Source organism: Gordonia sp. NPDC003950, from assembly GCF_053605205.1.
Genome location: NZ_JBSGIT010000003.1, coordinates 256,390 through 275,809 on the forward strand (window position 1 = coordinate 256,390; position 19,420 = coordinate 275,809).

Annotated in this window: 17 protein-coding genes and 1 tRNA gene; 13 read left to right on the plus strand and 5 right to left on the minus strand. The window is 64.7% G+C overall.

The window, feature by feature from the left end; all coding sequences use genetic code 11:
- The 3 genes from ACWETB_RS04230 to ACWETB_RS04240 are packed head-to-tail and all read left to right on the plus strand — an operon-like array spanning position 1 to position 3,548.
- Complete coding sequence (locus tag ACWETB_RS04230) at positions 1–1,893, plus strand: hypothetical protein (protein WP_452209486.1); 1,893 nt, start codon at positions 1–3, stop codon at positions 1,891–1,893.
- A 13-nt stretch (positions 1,894–1,906) separates the two neighbouring features.
- Positions 1,907–2,884: a hypothetical protein gene (locus ACWETB_RS04235; RefSeq protein ID WP_452209488.1), complete on the plus strand. Its 978-nt coding sequence runs from the start codon at positions 1,907–1,909 to the stop codon at positions 2,882–2,884.
- A gap of 19 nt (positions 2,885–2,903) precedes the next feature.
- Positions 2,904–3,548, plus strand: a complete 645-nt coding sequence (locus ACWETB_RS04240) for a TetR/AcrR family transcriptional regulator (protein WP_348809975.1) — start codon at positions 2,904–2,906, stop codon at positions 3,546–3,548.
- Positions 3,549–3,615: 67 nt separating this feature from the next.
- On the opposite strand, the gene ACWETB_RS04245 is transcribed toward ACWETB_RS04240, so the two are convergent.
- Positions 3,616–3,689: transfer RNA gene (locus tag ACWETB_RS04245), tRNA-Leu, on the minus strand.
- Positions 3,690–3,833: 144 nt separating this feature from the next.
- Here ACWETB_RS04245 and ACWETB_RS04250 point away from each other — a divergent pair.
- The 8 genes from ACWETB_RS04250 (at position 3,834) to ACWETB_RS04285 (ending at position 13,315) form a co-directional block, all read left to right on the plus strand.
- Positions 3,834–4,460, plus strand: coding sequence for an ANTAR domain-containing response regulator (locus ACWETB_RS04250; RefSeq protein WP_348810010.1), 627 nt, complete (start codon positions 3,834–3,836; stop codon positions 4,458–4,460).
- A 165-nt stretch (positions 4,461–4,625) separates the two neighbouring features.
- Positions 4,626–5,846, plus strand: coding sequence for an ABC transporter substrate-binding protein (locus ACWETB_RS04255; protein WP_452209490.1), 1,221 nt, complete (start codon positions 4,626–4,628; stop codon positions 5,844–5,846).
- Between the two features lie 86 nt (positions 5,847–5,932).
- A complete protein-coding gene (locus tag ACWETB_RS04260; RefSeq protein WP_348809977.1) occupies positions 5,933–6,979 on the plus strand; it encodes a branched-chain amino acid ABC transporter permease in 1,047 nt (348 codons plus the stop codon).
- A complete protein-coding gene (locus tag ACWETB_RS04265) occupies positions 6,976–8,193 on the plus strand; it encodes a branched-chain amino acid ABC transporter permease (RefSeq protein ID WP_348809978.1) in 1,218 nt (405 codons plus the stop codon). Before ACWETB_RS04260 ends, ACWETB_RS04265 begins: the two co-directional genes overlap by 4 nt.
- Entirely contained in the window at positions 8,190–9,161 is a 972-nt protein-coding gene (locus tag ACWETB_RS04270) for an ABC transporter ATP-binding protein (protein ID WP_348809979.1), read from the plus strand. The genes ACWETB_RS04265 and ACWETB_RS04270 overlap by 4 nt, the downstream gene beginning before the upstream one ends.
- Positions 9,145–9,930 carry an ABC transporter ATP-binding protein gene (locus tag ACWETB_RS04275; protein ID WP_452209493.1) on the plus strand — a complete coding sequence of 262 codons (786 nt, stop codon included), beginning with the start codon at positions 9,145–9,147 and terminating at the stop codon, positions 9,928–9,930. Before ACWETB_RS04270 ends, ACWETB_RS04275 begins: the two co-directional genes overlap by 17 nt.
- Before the next feature lie 150 nt (positions 9,931–10,080).
- Complete coding sequence (polA, locus tag ACWETB_RS04280; protein WP_348810011.1) at positions 10,081–12,741, plus strand: DNA polymerase I; 2,661 nt, start codon at positions 10,081–10,083, stop codon at positions 12,739–12,741.
- A gap of 58 nt (positions 12,742–12,799) precedes the next feature.
- Positions 12,800–13,315 (plus strand): hypothetical protein, encoded by a 516-nt coding sequence (locus ACWETB_RS04285; RefSeq protein WP_348809981.1) that lies wholly within the window; start codon positions 12,800–12,802, stop codon positions 13,313–13,315.
- 37 nt (positions 13,316–13,352) lie between these two features.
- On the opposite strand, the gene ACWETB_RS04290 is transcribed toward ACWETB_RS04285, so the two are convergent.
- Genes ACWETB_RS04290 through ACWETB_RS04305 form a run of 4 tightly spaced genes read right to left on the minus strand, consistent with a single transcriptional unit; the run spans position 13,353 to position 17,134 of the window.
- Complete coding sequence (locus tag ACWETB_RS04290; protein ID WP_348809982.1) at positions 13,353–13,961, minus strand: TetR/AcrR family transcriptional regulator; 609 nt, start codon at positions 13,959–13,961, stop codon at positions 13,353–13,355.
- 36 nt (positions 13,962–13,997) lie between these two features.
- Positions 13,998–15,605 carry an amidohydrolase gene (locus ACWETB_RS04295; protein WP_452209495.1) on the minus strand — a complete coding sequence of 536 codons (1,608 nt, stop codon included), beginning with the start codon at positions 15,603–15,605 and terminating at the stop codon, positions 13,998–14,000.
- A 26-nt stretch (positions 15,606–15,631) separates the two neighbouring features.
- Positions 15,632–16,924: an APC family permease gene (locus tag ACWETB_RS04300; RefSeq protein ID WP_452209524.1), complete on the minus strand. Its 1,293-nt coding sequence runs from the start codon at positions 16,922–16,924 to the stop codon at positions 15,632–15,634.
- Positions 16,925–17,134, minus strand: a complete 210-nt coding sequence (locus tag ACWETB_RS04305) for a hypothetical protein (RefSeq protein ID WP_452209497.1) — start codon at positions 17,132–17,134, stop codon at positions 16,925–16,927.
- A 169-nt stretch (positions 17,135–17,303) separates the two neighbouring features.
- On the opposite strand from ACWETB_RS04305, the gene ACWETB_RS04310 reads away from it, so the two are divergent.
- Both ACWETB_RS04310 and ACWETB_RS04315 read left to right on the plus strand, forming a co-directional pair.
- Positions 17,304–18,365 (plus strand): isocitrate/isopropylmalate dehydrogenase family protein, encoded by a 1,062-nt coding sequence (locus ACWETB_RS04310; RefSeq protein WP_452209499.1) that lies wholly within the window; start codon positions 17,304–17,306, stop codon positions 18,363–18,365.
- A 117-nt stretch (positions 18,366–18,482) separates the two neighbouring features.
- Positions 18,483–19,415 (plus strand): ABC transporter substrate-binding protein, encoded by a 933-nt coding sequence (locus tag ACWETB_RS04315; RefSeq protein ID WP_452209501.1) that lies wholly within the window; start codon positions 18,483–18,485, stop codon positions 19,413–19,415.
- Positions 19,416–19,420: the final 5 nt, after the last annotated feature.

Sequence of the window (19,420 nt, forward strand, 5' to 3'; positions counted from 1 at the left end):
GTGAAGAAGTCCGCGGATGCCGGGCCTGCGCTGCTCGTCATCACCCTGATCGTGATGGTTACCGCGGGTGGTATCGGCATGGTGTCGGGACTGGGCCGCGCATCGGTGCTGGCCGCCATGGTCGGTTTGTTCTGCCTGTTGCCCGCATTCGTGGGCGCGTTGCGCCCTGACCTCAGACGAATGGCATGGCTGGGCCCGTGTGCGCTCGTATCGGCAACCGTGCCACGCTTCTTGGCGTCGTGGCACTACGCGGCGGGGGTGGCCGGGCTGGTGGCCGTTCTGTTCGTCATCTCCCTCCTTCCGGCCGCCGGTACGCGTTTTCGCGTTGCTGCGATAGGCATGTCCTTCATCGCCATCGGTGGTTACGGCGTCGCGCTTCCCGTTGGCACCCCCGACCTCGATGTGGTGTGGGCGGTTGCGCTGGGCATTGTTGTCGCGCTGACGATTCGGATCATCGTCGGAATCGCCGATCCGAGCGGACGCACACGCGAACAGATCGTTGCGCCGTTGCGGCCGGGCGGCATCGACACCGTCGAGGTGATCGGGACCTGGGTGAGCGATCGCCCGTCGGTGTGGACCACCGAGGTGTTGGCGCGGTCCTTTGGCTACCGCCGCGTCGTCGCAATGGTCACTCATCTTGCGCACACTGCGCCGGGAGCGGCGAACTGCGCAGTGGACCGCCGATTGTCGGTACTCGGCCTACAGGCGAGCGCCGTCGCCGACATCGTGACTGCTCGGAAGACGACGGATGCCGTCCCGGTGGATCTCGACCTCGACTCGGACGGGATTGCCGCAGTGCCAGAGCAGATGTCGACGCTCCTGGCGCAAGCTCGCACACACCTGATCGCCATCCAGAACTGTGCGTTCCAACGTGACGCTACCCGGGTGGAAGGCTTCGGCGACCTACGCCGCACCCTCATCGGTGGCCGTCTGGCCTCGGTATTGCGGCCGAGCCCAGGGGTGCTTGCGGAGGCGCTGACAAAATCAGTTGGCATCATCGTGGCCGCGGCCACCGGACTGCAACTGGCTCAGCCCGCCTTCGCAAACACCTATCTCAATGCGGTGGTCTCGATGATGCAGCCGACCTGGGCGGCCACTGTCGAGCGTGTGGCGTACCGTCTTCTCGGTTGCATCGTTGCCGTTGTCCTTGTGGTCGCGACCGCGCTCCTGCTTCCGCCGCCGGCGATGTATCTTGTTGCGCTGGTTGGTCTGTTCGCACTCACCTGGTTCATCAGCAGCCATCCCATAGTGTCCAACGCCGGTGGCGTCGCGATGAGCGTCGCGCTGACCACGACAGGCAGACACACCGAGCCACTCGACACGCTTGCACAGTTGGCTGTCATGCTCGGTGTCGCGTCGGCCATCGTCATCGTCGTCAGCGTGCCCGCGGTGATCGCCATGCGCCGTAGGACGCCCGCGAGCGAGGCCGCACGCGCGGTCGGTGCGTTGGTCGAGGCGCTCGCCGATATCGAGGACGCGACTCCGCGGACTCGCCTTCGAGCCTTTGTGGGCGCATCCGTCGCGAGTCGGCGGCTGCGCAACGAAGCCTACGGAATGACGTCCCACGACCGCGATGCACTTCTCGATCTTGCCGGCCTCATCGATGCGGTGGTGCTGCTCATGCTGGTCGGTCCGGTCGCGATGTCAACACCGCCTATCAAAACGGCAGCGTTGCGAGATCTGCTGATACCTGACTCGGCCGGCGCTCTCGGCTCGGACAAAGAACTGGTACCCGGTGCCGCCGACGAATCCGGCGAACTCGGGGCAGTCGTCGAGATATGTGTCCGTCAGATCGTGACGACCGTGACGTCGCTGGCTCCTGCCGAGGCGCCCGGCGACGGTTCGAGCTCCGAGAGTCGATGGGAAAGGCCGACAAATGGTTCGACGCTCTGACGGAGCGCTACTGGTGAATGCCCTGGTGATGATCGCCATCATCACGATCCTCGCGACACGTGCGTACCTGGCGGCCACCGGGTTTCCACAGATCGGCGGTAAGACGCTCCACATTGCGCATGCATTGTGGGGAGGTGCGGCCATGGTGTTTGCAGTGTTGCTGTTGTTGTGGTTCGGCGGACGGCGTGCGCGGACCATCGCCGTAGTGCTCGGTGGCATCGGTCTCGGGCTGTTCCTCGACGAGGTCGGGAAGTTCGTGACGAAGACCAACGACTACTTCTTCGCGCCGGCGGTATCGATCATGTATGTCGTCCTGGTCGTTCTTCTGCTCATCAGTCGTGCGATTCAAGACCTTGGCCGACACAACGCTGGTGATGACCTCACCGAGGCCTATTTTCGGATCGGCGAGGCGGTCAGTGTGGGTGTGTCCGACCGTGAGAGGCAGGAGATCGACGTCTTGCTCGCCTCGGCGCGATCGGAGGGCGTCAGCGCAGAGGTCACCGCGCATGCCTCGGCGGCCCTCGCCGATGTGGCACCACGAACGCCGGGTGCAGGGGAGCGGTTGGTAGCCAAGGCCTTGGTCGGTCAGCACAACTTCGTCGTCGGGGCTCGGGTGACGGCGATCATCGCTGCGCTCTTGACGATCTTCAGTCTCGCGGGGCTGGTGTCGGCAGCTTTGACGATCTCCGACGACACCGCTCGTGGCACCGGGGTCGCTGTTACCTCAATCGGTCAGTTCTGCGGTTCGGCACTCGCTTTCGGCCTGTGTGTCGCTGCCCTTGTCACCCACGTCCTGCGCCGTGGCCGGCTGTGGCCACTGCGGATGCTGAGGGCTGCTGCACTGACCACCATGCTCCTCACCGAGGTATTCGACTTCGTCGACGAGCAATTCGGGGCGCTCATCAACGTGGGGGTCGGATTGGTTGCTCTCGCTGTGTTCAGTTCCCGGCTGTGGCAGCTCAGGAGGGCACAGCTCGTCGACGCGGGGTGACCGAGGCGGCGTGCTAGACATGACTGGTGTCTACTTGGGGTGTTCGGTGACCCAGCGGTTCTCGGCAGCTGAGCGTCGAGCGCAGATCGTCGCGACAACTCGTGCGATGATCGCCGATGAGGGTGCACGGAGCGTGACGCTGCGTGCGGTGGCGCGTCGCTGCGGGATGACAGCACCGGGCATCAAGCACCACTTCTCCACGATGACCGATCTGTACCGCGAGGTCATCGATCAGTTCAATGACGAACAGAACGCGATCGTCGAGCAGATCGCCACCGCTGCAGGCGATGACATCACGCTGATCGGTCTCGCCGATGCCTTGGCCGCGTACTACTCCGAGCACTCTGATGAGACCCGGAACTTCGATCTGCTCGAGGCTGAGGCGATGGCTCCGGACCACCCGGCGCACGGTCTGTATCCGGTGCCTGCTATCCGTCCGCTTGCGGTGACCCGATACTTGGCGGAGCGTGACTACGAGGCCCCCGAGATAGTCGTGATGATCCTGAGCCTCGCCGTGGACGGCCTGCGGTTCCGCTGGCTTCAGAAGCGCGACGGAGTCGACATCTGGGCCGACTGGCTCGAGGTCCGCGACGAACTGTTCTCCTGTTTCGCAAAAAAGCCGTCGGCACCTCCGGATCCGCCGTTGATGACACCGCGCCGGTGAGATTGGCGTCTCCACCTCGGTGGATCTGACGCTGACCGCAGAAACCCGCGGAACCGGGGTTTCGTAGTGCCCTCGGTGAGACTCGAACTCACACTGGACGGGTTTTGAATCCGTTGCCTCTGCCAATTGGGCTACGAGGGCGTGCTGCCTGTTGGGGGCTGCAGCAGTCAAGTCTAGATGATCAGCCGGAGACGGTGACAGCCGGTACGCTTCGGTGCATCGCCCGTCGAGTGCGGGGGGTGCGACCTGGTGTTTTCAGGTTCCGAACTCAATGCGGAGGAGGGGATGGTGACGGTGGTTGACAGTGCGTCGGTGACGCCGGCCGGACAGCAGACAACACATAAGGTGCTTGTCGCAGAAGATGACTCTCTGATCCGGATGGACCTCATCGAGATGCTGCGCGAGGAGGGGTACGACGTCGTCGGCGAGGCCCCCAATGGGCAGGCGGCGGTCGATCTGACGGAGAAGCTGTCCCCGGACCTGGTGATCATGGACATCAAGATGCCGGTGCGCGACGGGATCGATGCGGCCGCCGAGATCGCGAGCAAACGCCTGGCGCCGGTGGTGATGCTGACCGCGTTCAGTCAGCGTGACTTCATCGAGAAGGCCCGCGAGGCCGGGGCGATGGCCTATCTGGTCAAGCCCTTCACCAAAGCCGATCTGGTGCCGGCGATCGAGGTGGCGGTCAGTCGCTACCAGGAGCTGCGGGAGCTGGAGAAGGAAGTCGCGTCGATGGCCGACCGGCTGGAGACCCGCAAACTGGTCGAACGGGCCAAGGGGCTGCTGATGGAAAAGCAGTCGCTCTCGGAACCCGAGGCGTTCAAGTGGATTCAGCGGGCCGCGATGGATCGTCGTACCACGATGAAGGCTGTCGCGCAGGTCGTGGTGGAGACTCTGGGTCCGCAGGAGTAGGACGACACCACTCGTAAATTCTGGGAAAACGTGCAGCGCGTTGTCGTGGGAGTTTGCCGTCAAAGCATCGCACGTACGCATTTGTGGGTCTATGTTTTCCCAAGGTCTGCTCAGTAGATCTCTCGACCGTGGGGTCGGGCTGGCTCTCGGAGAGAGGTAGTAACAATGCACCGTCGCGTGACGACAGTTGCACTGGCGACGACGCTGGCAGCTGTGCTCGCCGTCTCGGCATGTAGTAGCAAATCCACCGACTCAGGGTCCGAATCCAGCGGGGCCGCAGGCTCCGGGCTGACGATCTCGCCTGTCGCCCAGATCAATACGCAGGGCCAGGAACAGCCATCCGTCGAAGAGGCCAACGCGCTCAATCCCGCCGAGCCCGGTGGCCAGACCTGCGAACCCGCGACTATCGCCATGGCGGGAGCTCTCACAGGTGCCGACGCCGCCCTGGGCATCAACATCAAGTACGGTGCCCAGCTCGCGGTCGACCAGCACAACAAGGCCAACCCGAACTGCCAGATCACGTTGAAGACCTTTGATACGGAAGGTGATCCGCAGAAGGCGACGCAGGTCGCCCCGCAGATCACCAACGATGACTCGATTATCGGCCTCATCGGTCCAGCTTTCTCCGGTGAGACCAAGGCGACAGGCGGAATCTTCAACCAGGCCGGACTGGTGTCGGTGACGGCGTCGGCCACCAACCCGAGCCTCACCAACAACGGTTGGAAGACCTTCTTCCGAGGCCTGGCCAATGACGATGTGCAGGGACCCGCGGTCGCGAACTACCTGACCGGCGATCTCGGAAAGCAGAAGGTCTGCGTGATCAAGGACGACACCGACTACGGTGCCGGACTCGAGGCCGCCGTCACCAAGGCTCTCGGCTCCAAGGCCGACGCAAGTTGCTCGGGTGACGTCAAGAAGGGTGAACGTGACTTCTCGGCTGTGATCTCGAAGGTCACTGCGGCGCAACCGGATGCGGTGTTCTACGCCGGTTACTACGCCGAGGCTGCGCCGCTCGCGCAACAGTTGAAGACCGCAGCGCCGGACGTGACCTTTGTGTCGGGTGACGGGGCGAATGATCCTCAGTTCACCGCGCAGGCCGGCGACGCCGCCAAGGGTGCGTACCTGTCGTGCCCGTGTGGTCCGGCTCCGTCGCAGTTCGCCCAGGAATACCAGTCGGCGTTCAACCAGGCCCCGGGCGTGTACTCGGTCGAGGCCTACGACATCGCAGCGATCATGATGAAGGGCATCGAAGAGGGCAACAACACCCGCCCGAAGCTCCTTCAGTACATCGGGCAGTACCGCGGAGCCGGTCTCGCGCGCCAGTACTCCTGGCAGGACAACGGCGAGCTCTCGACGTCACTGATCTGGATGTACGAGGTCAAGTAGCACTCCACCGCACGCACTCGGTGCGTCCGCGTCGCCGGCCGGCGTCCGGACGCACCGAGTGCTGTGACTCTGGGCAAAGGAGATGAATGACCACCACATATCTGGTGGCCGAGACGACAACGACGGTCGCATCGACCATCGGCTTCGATGTGCACTCACTGATCGACAGTTTCTGGGTGCTGACCATCGAGGGGCTGACCTATGGTTCGATCTATGCCTTGGTGGCCGTCGGTTACACCCTCGTCTATGGCGTACTGCGGCTGATCAACTTCGCGCACTCCGAGGTGTTCATGCTCGGGATGTTCGGTACCTACATCGGCCTCCTGATACTGGGGTTCAGTCCATCCGGCGACACCTATGCCGAGGGCACCGTGATGACGGTGATCTATCTGGTGCTGGCAGGGCTCTGCGGCATGGTCGTATCCGGCGGTGCCGCAGTGGGCTTGGAGTTCGTTGCGTACCGTCCGCTGCGGCGTCGCAATGCGAAACCGCTGGCGTTTCTCATCACGGCGATCGGCATGTCGTTCGTGCTGCAGGAGTTCGTGCACTATGTCCTGCCCAAGGCGCCGGTCGACCCACCGCTCGGCGGGTCATCGGCTCAGCCAACCATTCGACTGGTCGAACCGGTCAAGGAGTTCACCATCTTCGGTGCTCCGGTCACCAACCTGACCATGGTCATCATCTTGTCGGCGATCGTGCTGGCACTCGGCACGGACTTCATGATCAATCGAACTCGGCTCGGTCGTGGAATCCGTTCGGTCGCACAGGATCCCGACGCGGCCCTGCTCATGGGGGTTTCTCGTGAGCGGATCATCGTCGTCACCTTCCTGATCGGTGGTCTCCTGGCCGGTGCCGCGGCGTTGCTCTACACGCTGCGCGTGCCCAACGGGATCATCTTCAACGGCGGATTCATTCTGGGCATCAAGGCGTTCTGCGCAGCGGTCCTCGGCGGGATCGGCAACGTGCGCGGCGCGCTGCTCGGTGGACTCTTGCTCGGCGTCATGGAGAACTACGGATCAGTACTGTTCGGCAACCAGTGGAAAGACGTCGTTGCCTTCGCTTTGCTCATCCTCGTCCTCATGTTCCGTCCGACGGGCATCCTGGGGGAGAAACTCGGGAAGGCGAGAGTATGACGACGCACTCGGTCGGCAACACAACGCCGAAGAACCCGGATCGCCGCGGCATCGGCGATGCGATCCGAAGCTGGTGGGACTCGCTACCGCGCGTTCAGCAGTGGCTGGTCGGGGTGCCGCTCATCGTCCTGCTGGCCCTGTTGCCGGTCATCAATCCACCATTGATCACCACGACCGCCACCAATTTCGGTGTTGTCATGGCAACCTTCGCGATGACCGCGTTGATTGCCATCGGCCTCAATGTGGTTGTGGGCCAAACGGGACTCCTCGACCTCGGATATGTCGGCTTCTACGCGGTGGGGGCGTACACGGTGGCGCTCATGACGAGCCCGTCCAGCCCCCTGTGGGGAAGTCCGGATCACGGTTTCTTCTCGGGTCCGTGGGCATGGCTGGCGTGTGTCCCTCTTGCCATTGTCGTCACGGGCATCACTGGCCTCATTCTCGGCACGCCGACGCTCCGTGTGCGGGGTGACTACCTCGCCATCGTGACCCTCGGCTTCGGCGAGATCGTGCGTCTGCTGGCCGACAACCTCACCGAGATCACCAACGGCGCGTCGGGTCTGCAGGGTGTGCTCTTCCCCGAGTTGCACCGGACTGCCGAGAGCCCGGACGGTGTCTTCTCCACCGCGAACAACACCTCGACCCTCAATTACGGCGTGTGGTGGTACTGGCTGGGAATTGTGGCGGTGATCATCGTGCTCATCGTCATCGGCAACCTCGAACGCAGTCGGGTCGGCCGATCGTGGGTGGCGATTCGCGAGGATGAGGATGCCGCCGAGATCATGGGCGTCCCGACCTTCAAGTACAAGCTGTGGGCATTCGTGATCGGCGCAGGCATCGGCGGATTGTCGGGCGCGGTGTACGCGGGCCAGGTCCAGTACATCGACCCCAAGGCGTTCACGGTGATCAACTCGATGTTGTTTCTCTGTGCCGTGGTTCTGGGTGGGCAGGGCAACAAACTCGGCGTCATCGCGGGTGCGTTCATCATCGTGTACCTGCCTGCTCGGGTGCAGGGCGTCGAGGTCGGTGGGCAGGCTCTGAGCGAGTTCAAGTACCTGTTCTTCGGGATTGCGCTGGTCGTCCTCATGGTCTTCCGGCCACAGGGACTTTTCCCGGCCCGTGCCCGGCTGATCACCTTCGGCCGGCAGGTCTACTCTGCGGTTCAACGCAACCCAAAGCCCGAACCGTCGGGTAGCGAGGAGGCCCACGCGTGACACACCGATCGCCCGACAACCCGGACCAGCCATTCGATCCGACTCCGGACAATGCGGAGCAACTGGCCGACGTGGAGGCCGACCCGGAAGCCACGACGGTGGTCGATCCCGCCGAGGTGATTCCGCAACTGGCAGACCCGGAGATGGTGGCCGAAGTTGTTGCGCCGCAGCGAGAGATCGCGGCGGAAGAGGGTGAGATCCTCCTGAAGGTAGAAGGGCTGACCGTCGAGTTCGGCGGCCTCGCTGCGCTCGATGACGTCAGCTTCGACATCAAACGCGGTGAGATCCTCGGGCTGATCGGCCCGAATGGCGCCGGAAAGACCACCTGCTTCAACGCGATCACCGGTGTGTACCGACCGACCAGCGGGATTGTCACATTCGACCAAGCACCATTGGGAAAACTCAAGCAGCACAAAATCACTCGACGGGGGATCGCGCGGACCTTCCAGAATGTCCGCCTCTGGGGCGAGATGACGGCGCTGGAGAACGTGTGCGTCGGGACGGATGCCCGTCACAAGACGTCGGTCTTCGGTGGCATCTTCCGGACTCCGCGGCACTACCGCGAGGAGCGGGACGCCGTCGATCGCGGAATGGCGTTGCTCGAGTTCGTCGGGATCGGGCCTCGTGCCGCGGAGAAGGCGTCGAACCTACCCTACGGCGACCAACGACGACTCGAGATCGCGCGGGCACTGGCGACCGAACCCAAGCTCTTGTGCCTGGACGAGCCGGCGGCCGGGTTCAACCCGAGCGAGAAGACGGCGTTGATGGGCCTGATCCAGAAGATCCGCGACGACGGCTACACCATTCTGCTGATCGAACACGACATGCGTTTGGTGATGGGCGTGACCGACAGGATCGTCGTGCTGGAGTTCGGGCGCAAGATCGCCGAGGGCAGTCCACGCGAGGTTCGTGACAATCCCGCGGTCGTCGCGGCTTACCTGGGAGTTCCCGATGACGAAATCGCTTGATCCGCAGGACTCCGAGAAGGGCGACGCCGTCCAGACGTCGACGTCTGCGGCGGCGGTCCTCGAGTTGACCGACGTCGTGGTCCACTACGGTCGGATCCGCGCTCTTCATGGGATCTCCTTGCATGTCAAGGAAGGCGAGCTGGTCACCCTCCTGGGCGCGAACGGCGCCGGGAAGTCCACCACCATGCGGGGAATTTCCGGGCTCAACAAGCTCAGCGCGGGTGACATCAAATTCAACGGTGAATCGATCACCCGCTTGGCGCCGCATGAGCGCGTCGCCCGCGGGATCATCCAAGTTCCCGAGGGGAGACGGATCTTTCCCGGGATGACGGTGCTGGAGAACCTCGACATGGGGTGCTACGGCAGGAGGTTCCCCAGCAAGGCGGCATACAACGATGCGCTGGAGCACGTCTTCGACGTCTTTCCCCGGTTGGGGGAACGTCGCAAGCAATACGGCGGCACGATGTCCGGCGGCGAGCAACAGATGCTCGCGATCGGTCGCGCTCTGATGGCCCGCCCGACGTTGCTACTCCTCGACGAACCGTCGATGGGTCTGGCTCCCATGGTGATTCAGCAGATCTTCCGGATCATCGCCCAGATCAACGAGAGCGGCACCACGATCCTGCTCGTCGAACAGAACGCTCAGCAGGCCCTGAGCCGGTCCGACCGCGGCTACATCCTCGAGACCGGAACGATCACCAAGGAGGGCGCGGGCAAGGACCTCCTGGTCGACGACGCCGTCCGGGAGGCGTACCTGGGTGTTGCCTGAGCGGGGTGATCCCGGGATCGGTGTGGCGAACCGTGCGGAGTGCTGTCAGGGGTCATCACTAGACTCGCAGGGGTGAGTCCAGCGACGAATGTTTCCACCGGCCCGGACAAGAAGAGCGCTCGGGGCAAGGCCGATACACAACCGGTGTTGATGCTGCTCGACGGGCATTCGTTGGCCTACCGTGCCTTCTTCGCGCTGCCCGCGGAGAACTTCCAGACCGAGACCGGCCAGCACACCAACGCGGTGTACGGCTTCACCTCGATGCTGATCAACCTGCTGCGTGACGAGGAACCCACGCATATCGCGGCAGCGTTCGATGTATCCCGCAAGACCTTCCGCTCCGACATGTACCCCGAGTACAAGGCGCAGCGCTCGAAGTCGCCGGACGAGTTCAACGGTCAGGTCGACGTGACCAAGGAGGTCCTCGATGCGCTGGGCATCCAGGTCATGGCCATCGAGGGCTACGAGGCCGACGACATCATCGCCACCCTGGCCACCGAGGCCGAGGCGCAAGGGTTCAAGGTGCTCGTCGTCACCGGTGACCGTGACTCGCTGCAACTCGTCGACGACTCGGTCACCGTGCTCTACCCGAAGAAGGGTGTGTCCGAGCTGACCCGCTTCACTCCCGAAGAGGTGGAGAAGAAGTACGGTCTGACGCCCGCGCAATATCCCGACTACGCGGCACTGCGCGGGGACCCCAGTGACAACCTGCCGGGCATTCCCGGTGTAGGGGAGAAGACCGCCTCCAAGTGGATTCGCCAGTACGGTTCGCTGGCCTCCCTCGTCGATCACGTCGACGAGGTGAAGGGCAAGGTCGGAGACGCGCTGCGGGCCAATCTCGCATCGGTGCAGACCAATCGGCAACTCACCGAACTGATTCGTGACATGCAGCTGCCGGCGGGGCCACAGGACCTGGCGCGGGTCGGCTGGGACCGTGACCGCATCCACCGGCTCTTCGACGATTTGGAATTCCGCGTCCTGCGCGATCGGCTGTTCTCCACCTTGAGCTCGGTGGTGCCCGAGGCCGAGTCGGGCTTCGACCTCGACGGTTCAGTACTCGGCGCCGGCGAGGTCGGCGAATGGCTGGCCGAGCATGCCCGCACCGGACGTGCCGGGCTGACCATCACCGCCCCGCACACCGTCGTCGGTGCCGACGTCAACGGCATCGCGATTGCCGCGGCCGACGGAGTCTCGGCATATGTGGACATCACCCAGCTCGACCCGGCCGACGAGAAGGCCCTCGGTGAGTGGCTCGGCGACACCGAGATCGCCAAGGCGCTACACGAGACCAAATGGGCCATCCACGCCCTGCGGTCGCGCGGATGGACGCTGCGCGGCGTCACCAGCGACACCGCCCTGGCGGCCTATCTCGTCCGTCCCGGGCAGCGCACCTTCAATCTCGACGACCTCGCGTTGCGGTACCTGCGGCGCGAACTACGCGCCGACGACGGCTCCGGGGATGCGCAACTGTCGTTGCTCGATGACGATGGCGGCCTGGGGGAGCAGGCCGAACATCACATGCTCGAGGCCCGAGCCGTCGCCGAACTCGCCGACGTCCTCGACACCGAACTCGACCGCATCGACTCCCGCGCGCTGCTCACCGAGATGGAACTGCCGCTGCTGTTCGTCCTCGCCGACCTCGAGGCTGCCGGGATCGCCGTCGACGTCGAGCATTTCGGTGATCTCGAGGAGGAGTTCGCCGAACGCATCCGCACCGCCGCCGAGGCCGCCTACGAGGTGATCGGGGAGCAGATCAATCTCGGCTCACCCAAGCAGTTGCAGACGGTGCTGTTCGACAAGCTCGACATGCCCAAGACCAAGAAGACCAAGACCGGCTACACCACCGATGCCGACGCCCTGCAAACCCTGTACGAGAAGACCGAGCACCCCTTCCTGGCGCACCTACTCGAACATCGTGATGCGACCCGGTTGAAGGTGACCGTCGACGGGCTGCTGAAGTCGGTGGCCGACGACGGTCGCATTCACACCACGTTCAATCAGACGGTGGCCGCGACCGGACGTCTCTCGTCGACCGAACCGAATCTGCAGAACATCCCGGTCCGCACCGACGCCGGTCGCCAGATCCGGCGTGGATTCATCGTCGGTGAGGGATTCGATGACCTGATGACCGCCGACTACAGCCAGATCGAGATGCGCATCATGGCGCATCTGTCGGAGGATGCCGGCCTCATCGAGGCGTTCAACACCGGTGAGGATCTGCACAACTTCGTCGGGTCCCGTGCGTTTGGGGTTCCCATCGACGAGGTGACCACCGAGATGCGGCATCGGGTCAAGGCGATGTCGTACGGACTTGCCTACGGGCTCAGTGCCTTTGGGCTCGCCGCCCAACTGCGCATCAGTCGTGACGAGGCCAAGGAACAGATGGAGGCCTACTTCGCCCGGTTCGGCGGGGTGCGTGACTACCTCCGCGACGTCGTCGCCGAGGCACGTCGCAACGAATACACCGCGACCCTGTTCGGGCGTCGCCGCTACCTGCCCGACCTCAACAGCGACAATTGGCAGCGACGCCAATCGGCGGAGCGGATGGCCCTCAACGCGCCCATCCAGGGCACCGCCGCCGACATCATCAAGGTGGCGATGATCAACGTGCACAAGCGGCTCGCGGCCGAGGGGTTGCGGTCGCGGATGCTGCTGCAGGTGCATGACGAACTCGTCGTCGAGGTCGTCGACGCCGAACGCGAGCAGGTCGAGACGGCCGTCCGCGAAGAGATGGGTTCGGCGATCACCCTGTCGGTGCCACTGGAGGTGTCGGTCGGTTACGGCCGGTCCTGGGACGACGCCGCGCACTGAGGCTGACTTCTTGAGAATGAACGGCTACGACGAACCACCGCGGCAACGATCACCCTGGGTGATCCCCGTGATCGTGGGACTGGTGGTCGGGGTGATCGTCGTCGGTGCGGTCATTGTCGGAGTGAAATTATCTCGGGGACAATGGAACTCGGTGGGCGCCGACTCGGGTTCGGGATCGACCACGAGTACCGTCGTGATCACCGAGACCGCCCCTGCGACACCCACCAGCACCACCATCGAGACCACCGCACCGTCGCCTACCGACGGCCCGGACAGTTCCGATGACGGCCCAGACGATTCCGGCGGTACGAACGGCGACGGAACCGGCGCACCGGACCTGCCCGTGCCGCCGATCGCCGACACCGAGTGGTACGCACAATTCGGCGCCTTCGATGACTACGGTGGCGCCGAGTCCGTCCGCGACGAACACTACGGTTCGCTGATCCTGCCGGGTGAGATGGTGGGGTCGTCGAGCCGTTACGTGGTGGCCCGGCCGACCCGGTCCCGCAGTGACGCGGAGGACGTGTGCGCGCAGTTCTCCGACGGCGCGTGCATCGTCAAACACCGGAGATGACATTGGGCCTGGTTGACGAGAGGTTCGCCGACGCCGATCAGACCAGTTCGCGTTCCAATCCGGAGATCACCAGGTCGACGGCGAAGGCGAACGACGAGTCGGCGCGTGCGACCCCCGTCGGGGCCGACCGGGCGGCGCGGGCCAGAGTTGAATCATCGGGAAGTTCGGAGACCGCCCAGACCTCTTCCGGCGCCGCGAGGTCGAGGGCGGAACCGAGTGCGACCGTATCGAGCAAGGTGATGATGTCGATGATCCGGTCGAGGTGAAAACCCGATCCGAAGAGTTTGTCGGCGAGCCGGTCGTAGCCCTCGAGTACCTCGGGTGCCCTGACCGTCTGCGCCGTCAGCGCACGCACCAACTCGGGGTGGGCGCCAAAGGCGTTCCGGTAGCTGATGAGCCACTGCCGGACGGTCTCGGTCCACGGAAGTGACCAGTCGACGTGTTCGGCGAGTTCGGCGGCCACCGACCCACGGATGAGTTCCAGAAGGTATTCCCGGCTCGGGATGTGGTGATACAGCGACGACACCGCGACACCGAGATCTTTGGCGATGCCCGGCATGGTGAACGAGCCGCGATCATCGAGAGCCGCGAGTGCGGCCCGCGCAATCGAGCCCGGGTCGAGGAGTGGGGACTTGGGACGTACCACGCCTCCACCCTAGGGCCTGTCCCCGAGGTGCCGTCGTCAGACGGACACCGCCTGGTGGGTCGGCTGCCCGTCGACCATGGTGAGGACGATCGGGGCGTCGGCGACCTCGTCGGCCGGTGCGGTCAGGGGATCGACGGCGAACGCGGTCAGGTCGGCACGCGCACCGACGGAGATTCGGCCGGCGTCGGTGGAGCCCTGTGCGCGCGCCGCGTGGATGGTGTAGCCCTCCAGGGCCATCCGCGCGGTCAACCCCTGGGAGGCGAGAACGGGTGACTCGTCGTGATGCCCGGCTCGCCGCCGGAGCCGAGCATCGGCCATGATCGATCGCGCATCGAACGGTGCCACCGGCCAGTCCGATCCCAGGGCCAGGATGGCCCCGGCATCTCGAATGTCGCGGGTCCGGAACGCCCGACCGGCACGTTCGGCGCCCAGCCGCTGGGACCAGTTGTCGGTGTGATCAGCCCGGGTGTAATGCGTACAGTGCGTGGGCTGCATGCTCGCGACCACCCCGTCACGGGCGAACCGATCCACGAGGTCATCGGGCAACGTCTCGATGTGTTCGATCCGATGGCGGGCACCCGACGGGGTGGGGCCGAGACCGGCCAGACTGTCGAGGGCGTAGCGGATCCCTGCGTCCCCGATGGCATGAGTGACTGTCGGAACTCCGCGCTCGGCGAGATAGCGCACCGCGTGGCGGTACTCGGCCGGATCCGGCCACAAGGGTGCCGTCGACTCGCCGTGGGAGTCCGCGCGATCCAGCCACGCCGTGCCGTTGTCGATGGTGCCGTCGATCATGAACTTCACACCGTCGACCGCCCACCGTCGTCCGCCGGTCCGCTGCAGGTCGATGATGTGGTCGAGTTGGTCGTTCGCGAAACCCGGCATGCAGAACGGTGCGAATCGCAACCGAAGGGGTAGGTCGGCGGCATCCTCCAACGAGCTGACCAGGTTTCCGCTGTCGGCCTCGAAGTCCATTGCATTGCCGGCGGTGATCCCGGCGGCGGCCATCCCGGCGAGCACCTCACGCAGGCGCCGTCGACGATCCGACGCGGTGTCGGACGGCAACACGGCGCCGACCACCTCGATGGCTTCGAGTTCGAGCAGCAGTCCCGTGGGCACATCGTCGCTGCAGACGATCTCGGCGTTGCCCGCGAAGTCGCGTGGCCCGGTGACACCCGCGGCCCGCAGTGCCGCAGGGCCGGCGAGTGCCGAGTGGGCGTCGAAGAGGTACAGCAGGACCGGAACCTGATCCCCGAGGGCGGACACGATCGGGGCGTTGGTCACCGGGCCACCCCGGAAGATATTGGGATCGAGTCCCCAACCGCGAACCCAGCCGTCGACGGGGCGGGCGGCGCGCAGCGCGAGTATCAACTCGTCGATGCTGGTGGTCCCGGACAGGTCGATACCCGCCTTCATGTCGATCCCCAGGACGGGATGGATGTGCCCGTCGATGAGACCCGGTGTCAGCGGGGCATTTCCGAGATCGATGACCTCCGTGGACGGGGAGATGACCGATCTCATGTCGTCGCGGTCGCCGACCGCGCGGATGACGCCGTCGGAGATGGCCACGGCCGAAGCCGGGCGATCGGTGGTCATGGTGTGGACGGTGCCGGCGAAGACGATCGTGTCGGCGTGAGAGGTCATGAGTGCGTTCCTTGTCGGTGGTGTGCTCAGCGTTCGGCCGCGGCGTTCGGATCGTCGTAGAGACCGCCGATCCGCCGATACGTCGCGGGTCGTTTGATCCGGAAGTAGTGGGCCGCAACGGCCCCGCCGATCAAGACGATGCCGACCACACCGACCAGCGTGGTGTTGACGGCCAGGCCGTATCCGGTCAGCAGATCGATCTTGTCGACGAGCACCACCAGTCCGGTGCCCAGCATGATCGTGGCGGCGACACCCGCGCTGACCCCGACCCGTTCGACGCGTACCGCCTTCTTGCGGATGAAATAGCACACGACGGCAACGGACGTGATGACCTGAAGGGCGATGATCCCGACCACGCCGGGGGTGTTCACCAACAGGAGCAACTGGTAGTACGGATCGGCCCCGGCGATCGCGAGTCCGCCGACGACGACGATCGCGAACACGGTCTGCAGGGCGCCCGCGCGGGCCGGGGATTTGAACGTGGGGTGCGTGCGGTCGAGAACGCGGGGCAGGACGCCGTCGCGGGCCAGGGAGTACGTGTAGCGATTGATCGCATTGTGAAAGGCGATCTGTGACGCGAGTGCGCTGGTCACGATGAGCACGGACATGACATCGGTTGCCCATGTGCCGACGTAGGTCGTCATCGCCGAAAAGAACAGTCCGGCAACGTCATCGACTGCTGCCTGCTGGACCTGATCGGAGCCGAATGCCTGCGTGATCGACCAGACGACGAAGCAGTAGAACACCGCCATGAAGGCGACCGCCCAGTAGGTGGCCCGGGGGATGGTGCGGTCGGGGTTCCTGGCCTCGGAGCGGTAGAGCGCGGTCGATTCGAATCCCATGAAGGCGGCGAAGGCGAATGCGAGAACGCCGGCCATACCGGGTGCGAACACGGCTTTCGGTGTGAAGGACACGGCATCGATTCCATGGGCGCCGCCCTGTACCAGGATGGCCACCGCGAGCACGGCGAGGATGCCGCTCTCCAAGGTCAGCAGCACGCCGAGGAACTTGGCGCCGACGTCGATGCCCCGACGTCCGACAAACCAGACGATCGCGATCGCTGCCAACGCCAGCACCGGCCACGCCACGTGAACCCCGAACAACCTCTGCAGCGCGTCCTGGGTCTGAACCGCCATCAGTCCGTACACGCCGATCTGCAGCGCGTTGTAGGCGACGACGGCCAGGAACCCGGCCGCGAGTCCGGTGGATCGTCCCAGGCCGAGGGTGATGTAGGAGTAGAACGCGCCCTTACCGCCGGTGTGCCGGGTCATGGCCATGAAGGCGACGGCGAACACCGCGAAAGCGACCCCGGCGGCCAGCTAGGCCACCGGGGCACCGACGCCGCCGATCGCCAGGCCCAGGGGGGCCACGCCGGCCATGACGGTCAGGGGTGCCGCGGCGGCGACCACCATGAACGCGATGGCCGAGGCCCCCAGAGCGTTCTGTTTGAGGTCGACGCCGGCGGGAGGTGCGGAATCGACACCGATTCCGACCGAACTGGTGGGGGGAATGATGGAAGTCCGTGTCATGAAATAACTTTCGGCGTGGGCTGTGCTGAGTGATTCGGGACCGCTGCGCCGGGGCCGCCGTAACCGAATGATATTCGGTTAGAACAATGTGACCCATGCCCCGCAGTGCTGTCAAGACTCTTGGGAAGATTCGGAGATGACGAAATCGCAAGCCGTGAGAATCGGTGTCATGGACGGCGACGGCATCGGGCCGGAGATCGTGCCGGTCGCGGTGGCCGTCGCCGATGCCGCGGCGGCGCATGAGGGATTCGAATTCAATTGGCTGTCCTTGTCATTGGGGCGAGAGGCGATCGAGTCCCACAACACCCCGATACCCCAACAGACCCTTGACGCTCTGGACGGACTCGACATCTGGGTACTCGGCCCACATGATTCGGCGGGTTACCCCGAACGCTTCGCCGGCGATCTGACGCCCGGCGCGGTGATCCGGAAACGCTACGGCCTCTACGCCAACCTGCGCCCGTGCCGCGGGTTGCCCGGGGTGGGTGCGCTGGCACCCGACATCGACGTCGTCATCGCCAGGGAGAACTCCGAAGGGCTCTACGCCGACCGCAATATGGTGGTCGGGTCGGGGGAATTCATGCCGACCCCGGACATCGCGTTGGCGGTCGGGGTGATCACGCGGGCCGCCACCGAACGCATCGCACGGCAGGCGTGTGAGTTGGCGATGGGGCGGTCGGGGCGGCTGACGATCGTGCACAAGGCCAACGTGCTCACTCTGACGACCGGGCTGTTCCGCGACGTGTGCCGGGAGGTCGCCGCCGGATACCCCGACCTGACGGTGACCGACGCGCACGTCGACGCCATGGCCGCCCTGCTGGTGCGCCGGCCCGGCGACTTCGACGTGATCGTCACCGAGAATCTGTTCGGCGATATCCTGTCCGACCTCGCCGGTGAACTCGCCGGGTCGCTCGGCATGGCCGGCTCGATCAACTGCTCGGACACCGTCGTGATGGCGCAGGCATCGCACGGCGCGGCGCCCGACATCGCCGGGCGCGGTGTCGCCAACCCGATCGCGATCATCAATTCCACCGTGATGGCGCTGCGGTGGTACGGCAGACGCAGTGGTGAGGAGCGGTTGAGCCGCGCCGCCGACGCCATCGATGCGGCGGTCGCGTCCACGCTCGCCGACGGCGTGTGCACTCCCGATCTGGGTGGTGCGGCGACTACGGCGCAGGTGGGCGAGCGAGTGATCGCTCACCTGGACGGTCAGATCGGCTCAGCCGGTTAATCTTTCGTAACCAACCGGTGAAGTGGGCGTTCAGGCAGTAAGTTCAGACGCGAGGGGACATGGCAGTTTCGATTGGTTCAAACCTGCTCCGATGTCGGGGCGTGAAGGGGATGTGTGATGCGCGAGCGTTCAATCCGATCAGCGGCGATGAGGCTGCCGGGGATTCTCACGTTGCTAATGGCGGTGATCGCGCTGGTGGTGGCGGGTTGCTCGAACGACGAGTCGACCGAGGGGAGCGGCGGTACCACCGCAATCCAACCCATCACCGTCGACGTCGCGAAGCAGGCCGACATCGCAGCGCTGCTGCCCGCCGAGATCGCACAGTCCGGACAGCTGATCGTCGGCGTGAATGTGCCGTACGCCCCGAATGAGTTCAAGGACAGCAGCGGTCAGATCATCGGCTTCGACGTCGACCTGATGAACGCCATCAGCAAGGTCCTCGGCGTCACCCCGGTCTACAAGGAGGCCGACTTCGACAAGATCATTCCGTCGATCCAGGCAGGAACCTTCAACATCGGTATGTCGTCGTTCACCGACAACCTCGAGCGGCAGCAACAGGTCGACTTCGTCACCTACTTCAATGCCGGCACTCAGTGGGCGCAGCAGGCCGGTGGGAACATCGACCCGAACAACGCCTGCGGCAAGAAGGTTGCCGTGCAAGCCACCACGGTGCAGGACACCGATGAGATCCCGGCGAAGAGCAAGGCATGCACCGATGCGGGTAAGCCGGCCATCGAGAAGGTGAAGTTCACCGATCAGTCCGAGGCGACCAACGCCCTCGTGCTTGGCCGGGTGGACGCCATGTCGGCGGACTCACCGGTCACCGCGTATGCGATCAAGCAGGCCGGCGGCAAGATCGAGGCGGCCGGAGAGGTCTTCGATTCGGCGCCGTACGGGTATCCGATCGCCAAGGGATCGCAGCTCGCTCAGGCTGTCCAGAAGGCCGTTCAGTACCTGATCGACAACGGCCAGTACAAGACCATCACCGAGCATTGGGGAGTGCAGGCCGGAGCCATCCCGACCGCGGTCATCAACGGCGCAACGAGCTGACCGGG

What these genes read in the sequence shown, in the direction of transcription:
- polA (WP_348810011.1), top strand. Translation starts at nt 10,081, where the DNA reads ATGCTGCTCGACGGGCATTCGTTGGCCTACCGTGCCTTCTTCGCGCTG.
- ACWETB_RS04275 (WP_452209493.1), top strand. Translation starts at nt 9,145, where the DNA reads ATGACGAAATCGCTTGATCCGCAGGACTCCGAGAAGGGCGACGCCGTC.
- ACWETB_RS04315 (WP_452209501.1), top strand. Translation starts at nt 18,483, where the DNA reads ATGCGCGAGCGTTCAATCCGATCAGCGGCGATGAGGCTGCCGGGGATT.
- ACWETB_RS04305 (WP_452209497.1), bottom strand. Translation starts at nt 17,134, where the DNA reads ATGACACGGACTTCCATCATTCCCCCCACCAGTTCGGTCGGAATCGGT.
- ACWETB_RS04295 (WP_452209495.1), bottom strand. Translation starts at nt 15,605, where the DNA reads ATGACCTCTCACGCCGACACGATCGTCTTCGCCGGCACCGTCCACACC.
- ACWETB_RS04310 (WP_452209499.1), top strand. Translation starts at nt 17,304, where the DNA reads ATGGACGGCGACGGCATCGGGCCGGAGATCGTGCCGGTCGCGGTGGCC.
- ACWETB_RS04255 (WP_452209490.1), top strand. Translation starts at nt 4,626, where the DNA reads ATGCACCGTCGCGTGACGACAGTTGCACTGGCGACGACGCTGGCAGCT.
- ACWETB_RS04260 (WP_348809977.1), top strand. Translation starts at nt 5,933, where the DNA reads ATGACCACCACATATCTGGTGGCCGAGACGACAACGACGGTCGCATCG.
- ACWETB_RS04265 (WP_348809978.1), top strand. Translation starts at nt 6,976, where the DNA reads ATGACGACGCACTCGGTCGGCAACACAACGCCGAAGAACCCGGATCGC.
- ACWETB_RS04250 (WP_348810010.1), top strand. Translation starts at nt 3,834, where the DNA reads ATGGTGACGGTGGTTGACAGTGCGTCGGTGACGCCGGCCGGACAGCAG.
- ACWETB_RS04240 (WP_348809975.1), top strand. Translation starts at nt 2,904, where the DNA reads ATGACTGGTGTCTACTTGGGGTGTTCGGTGACCCAGCGGTTCTCGGCA.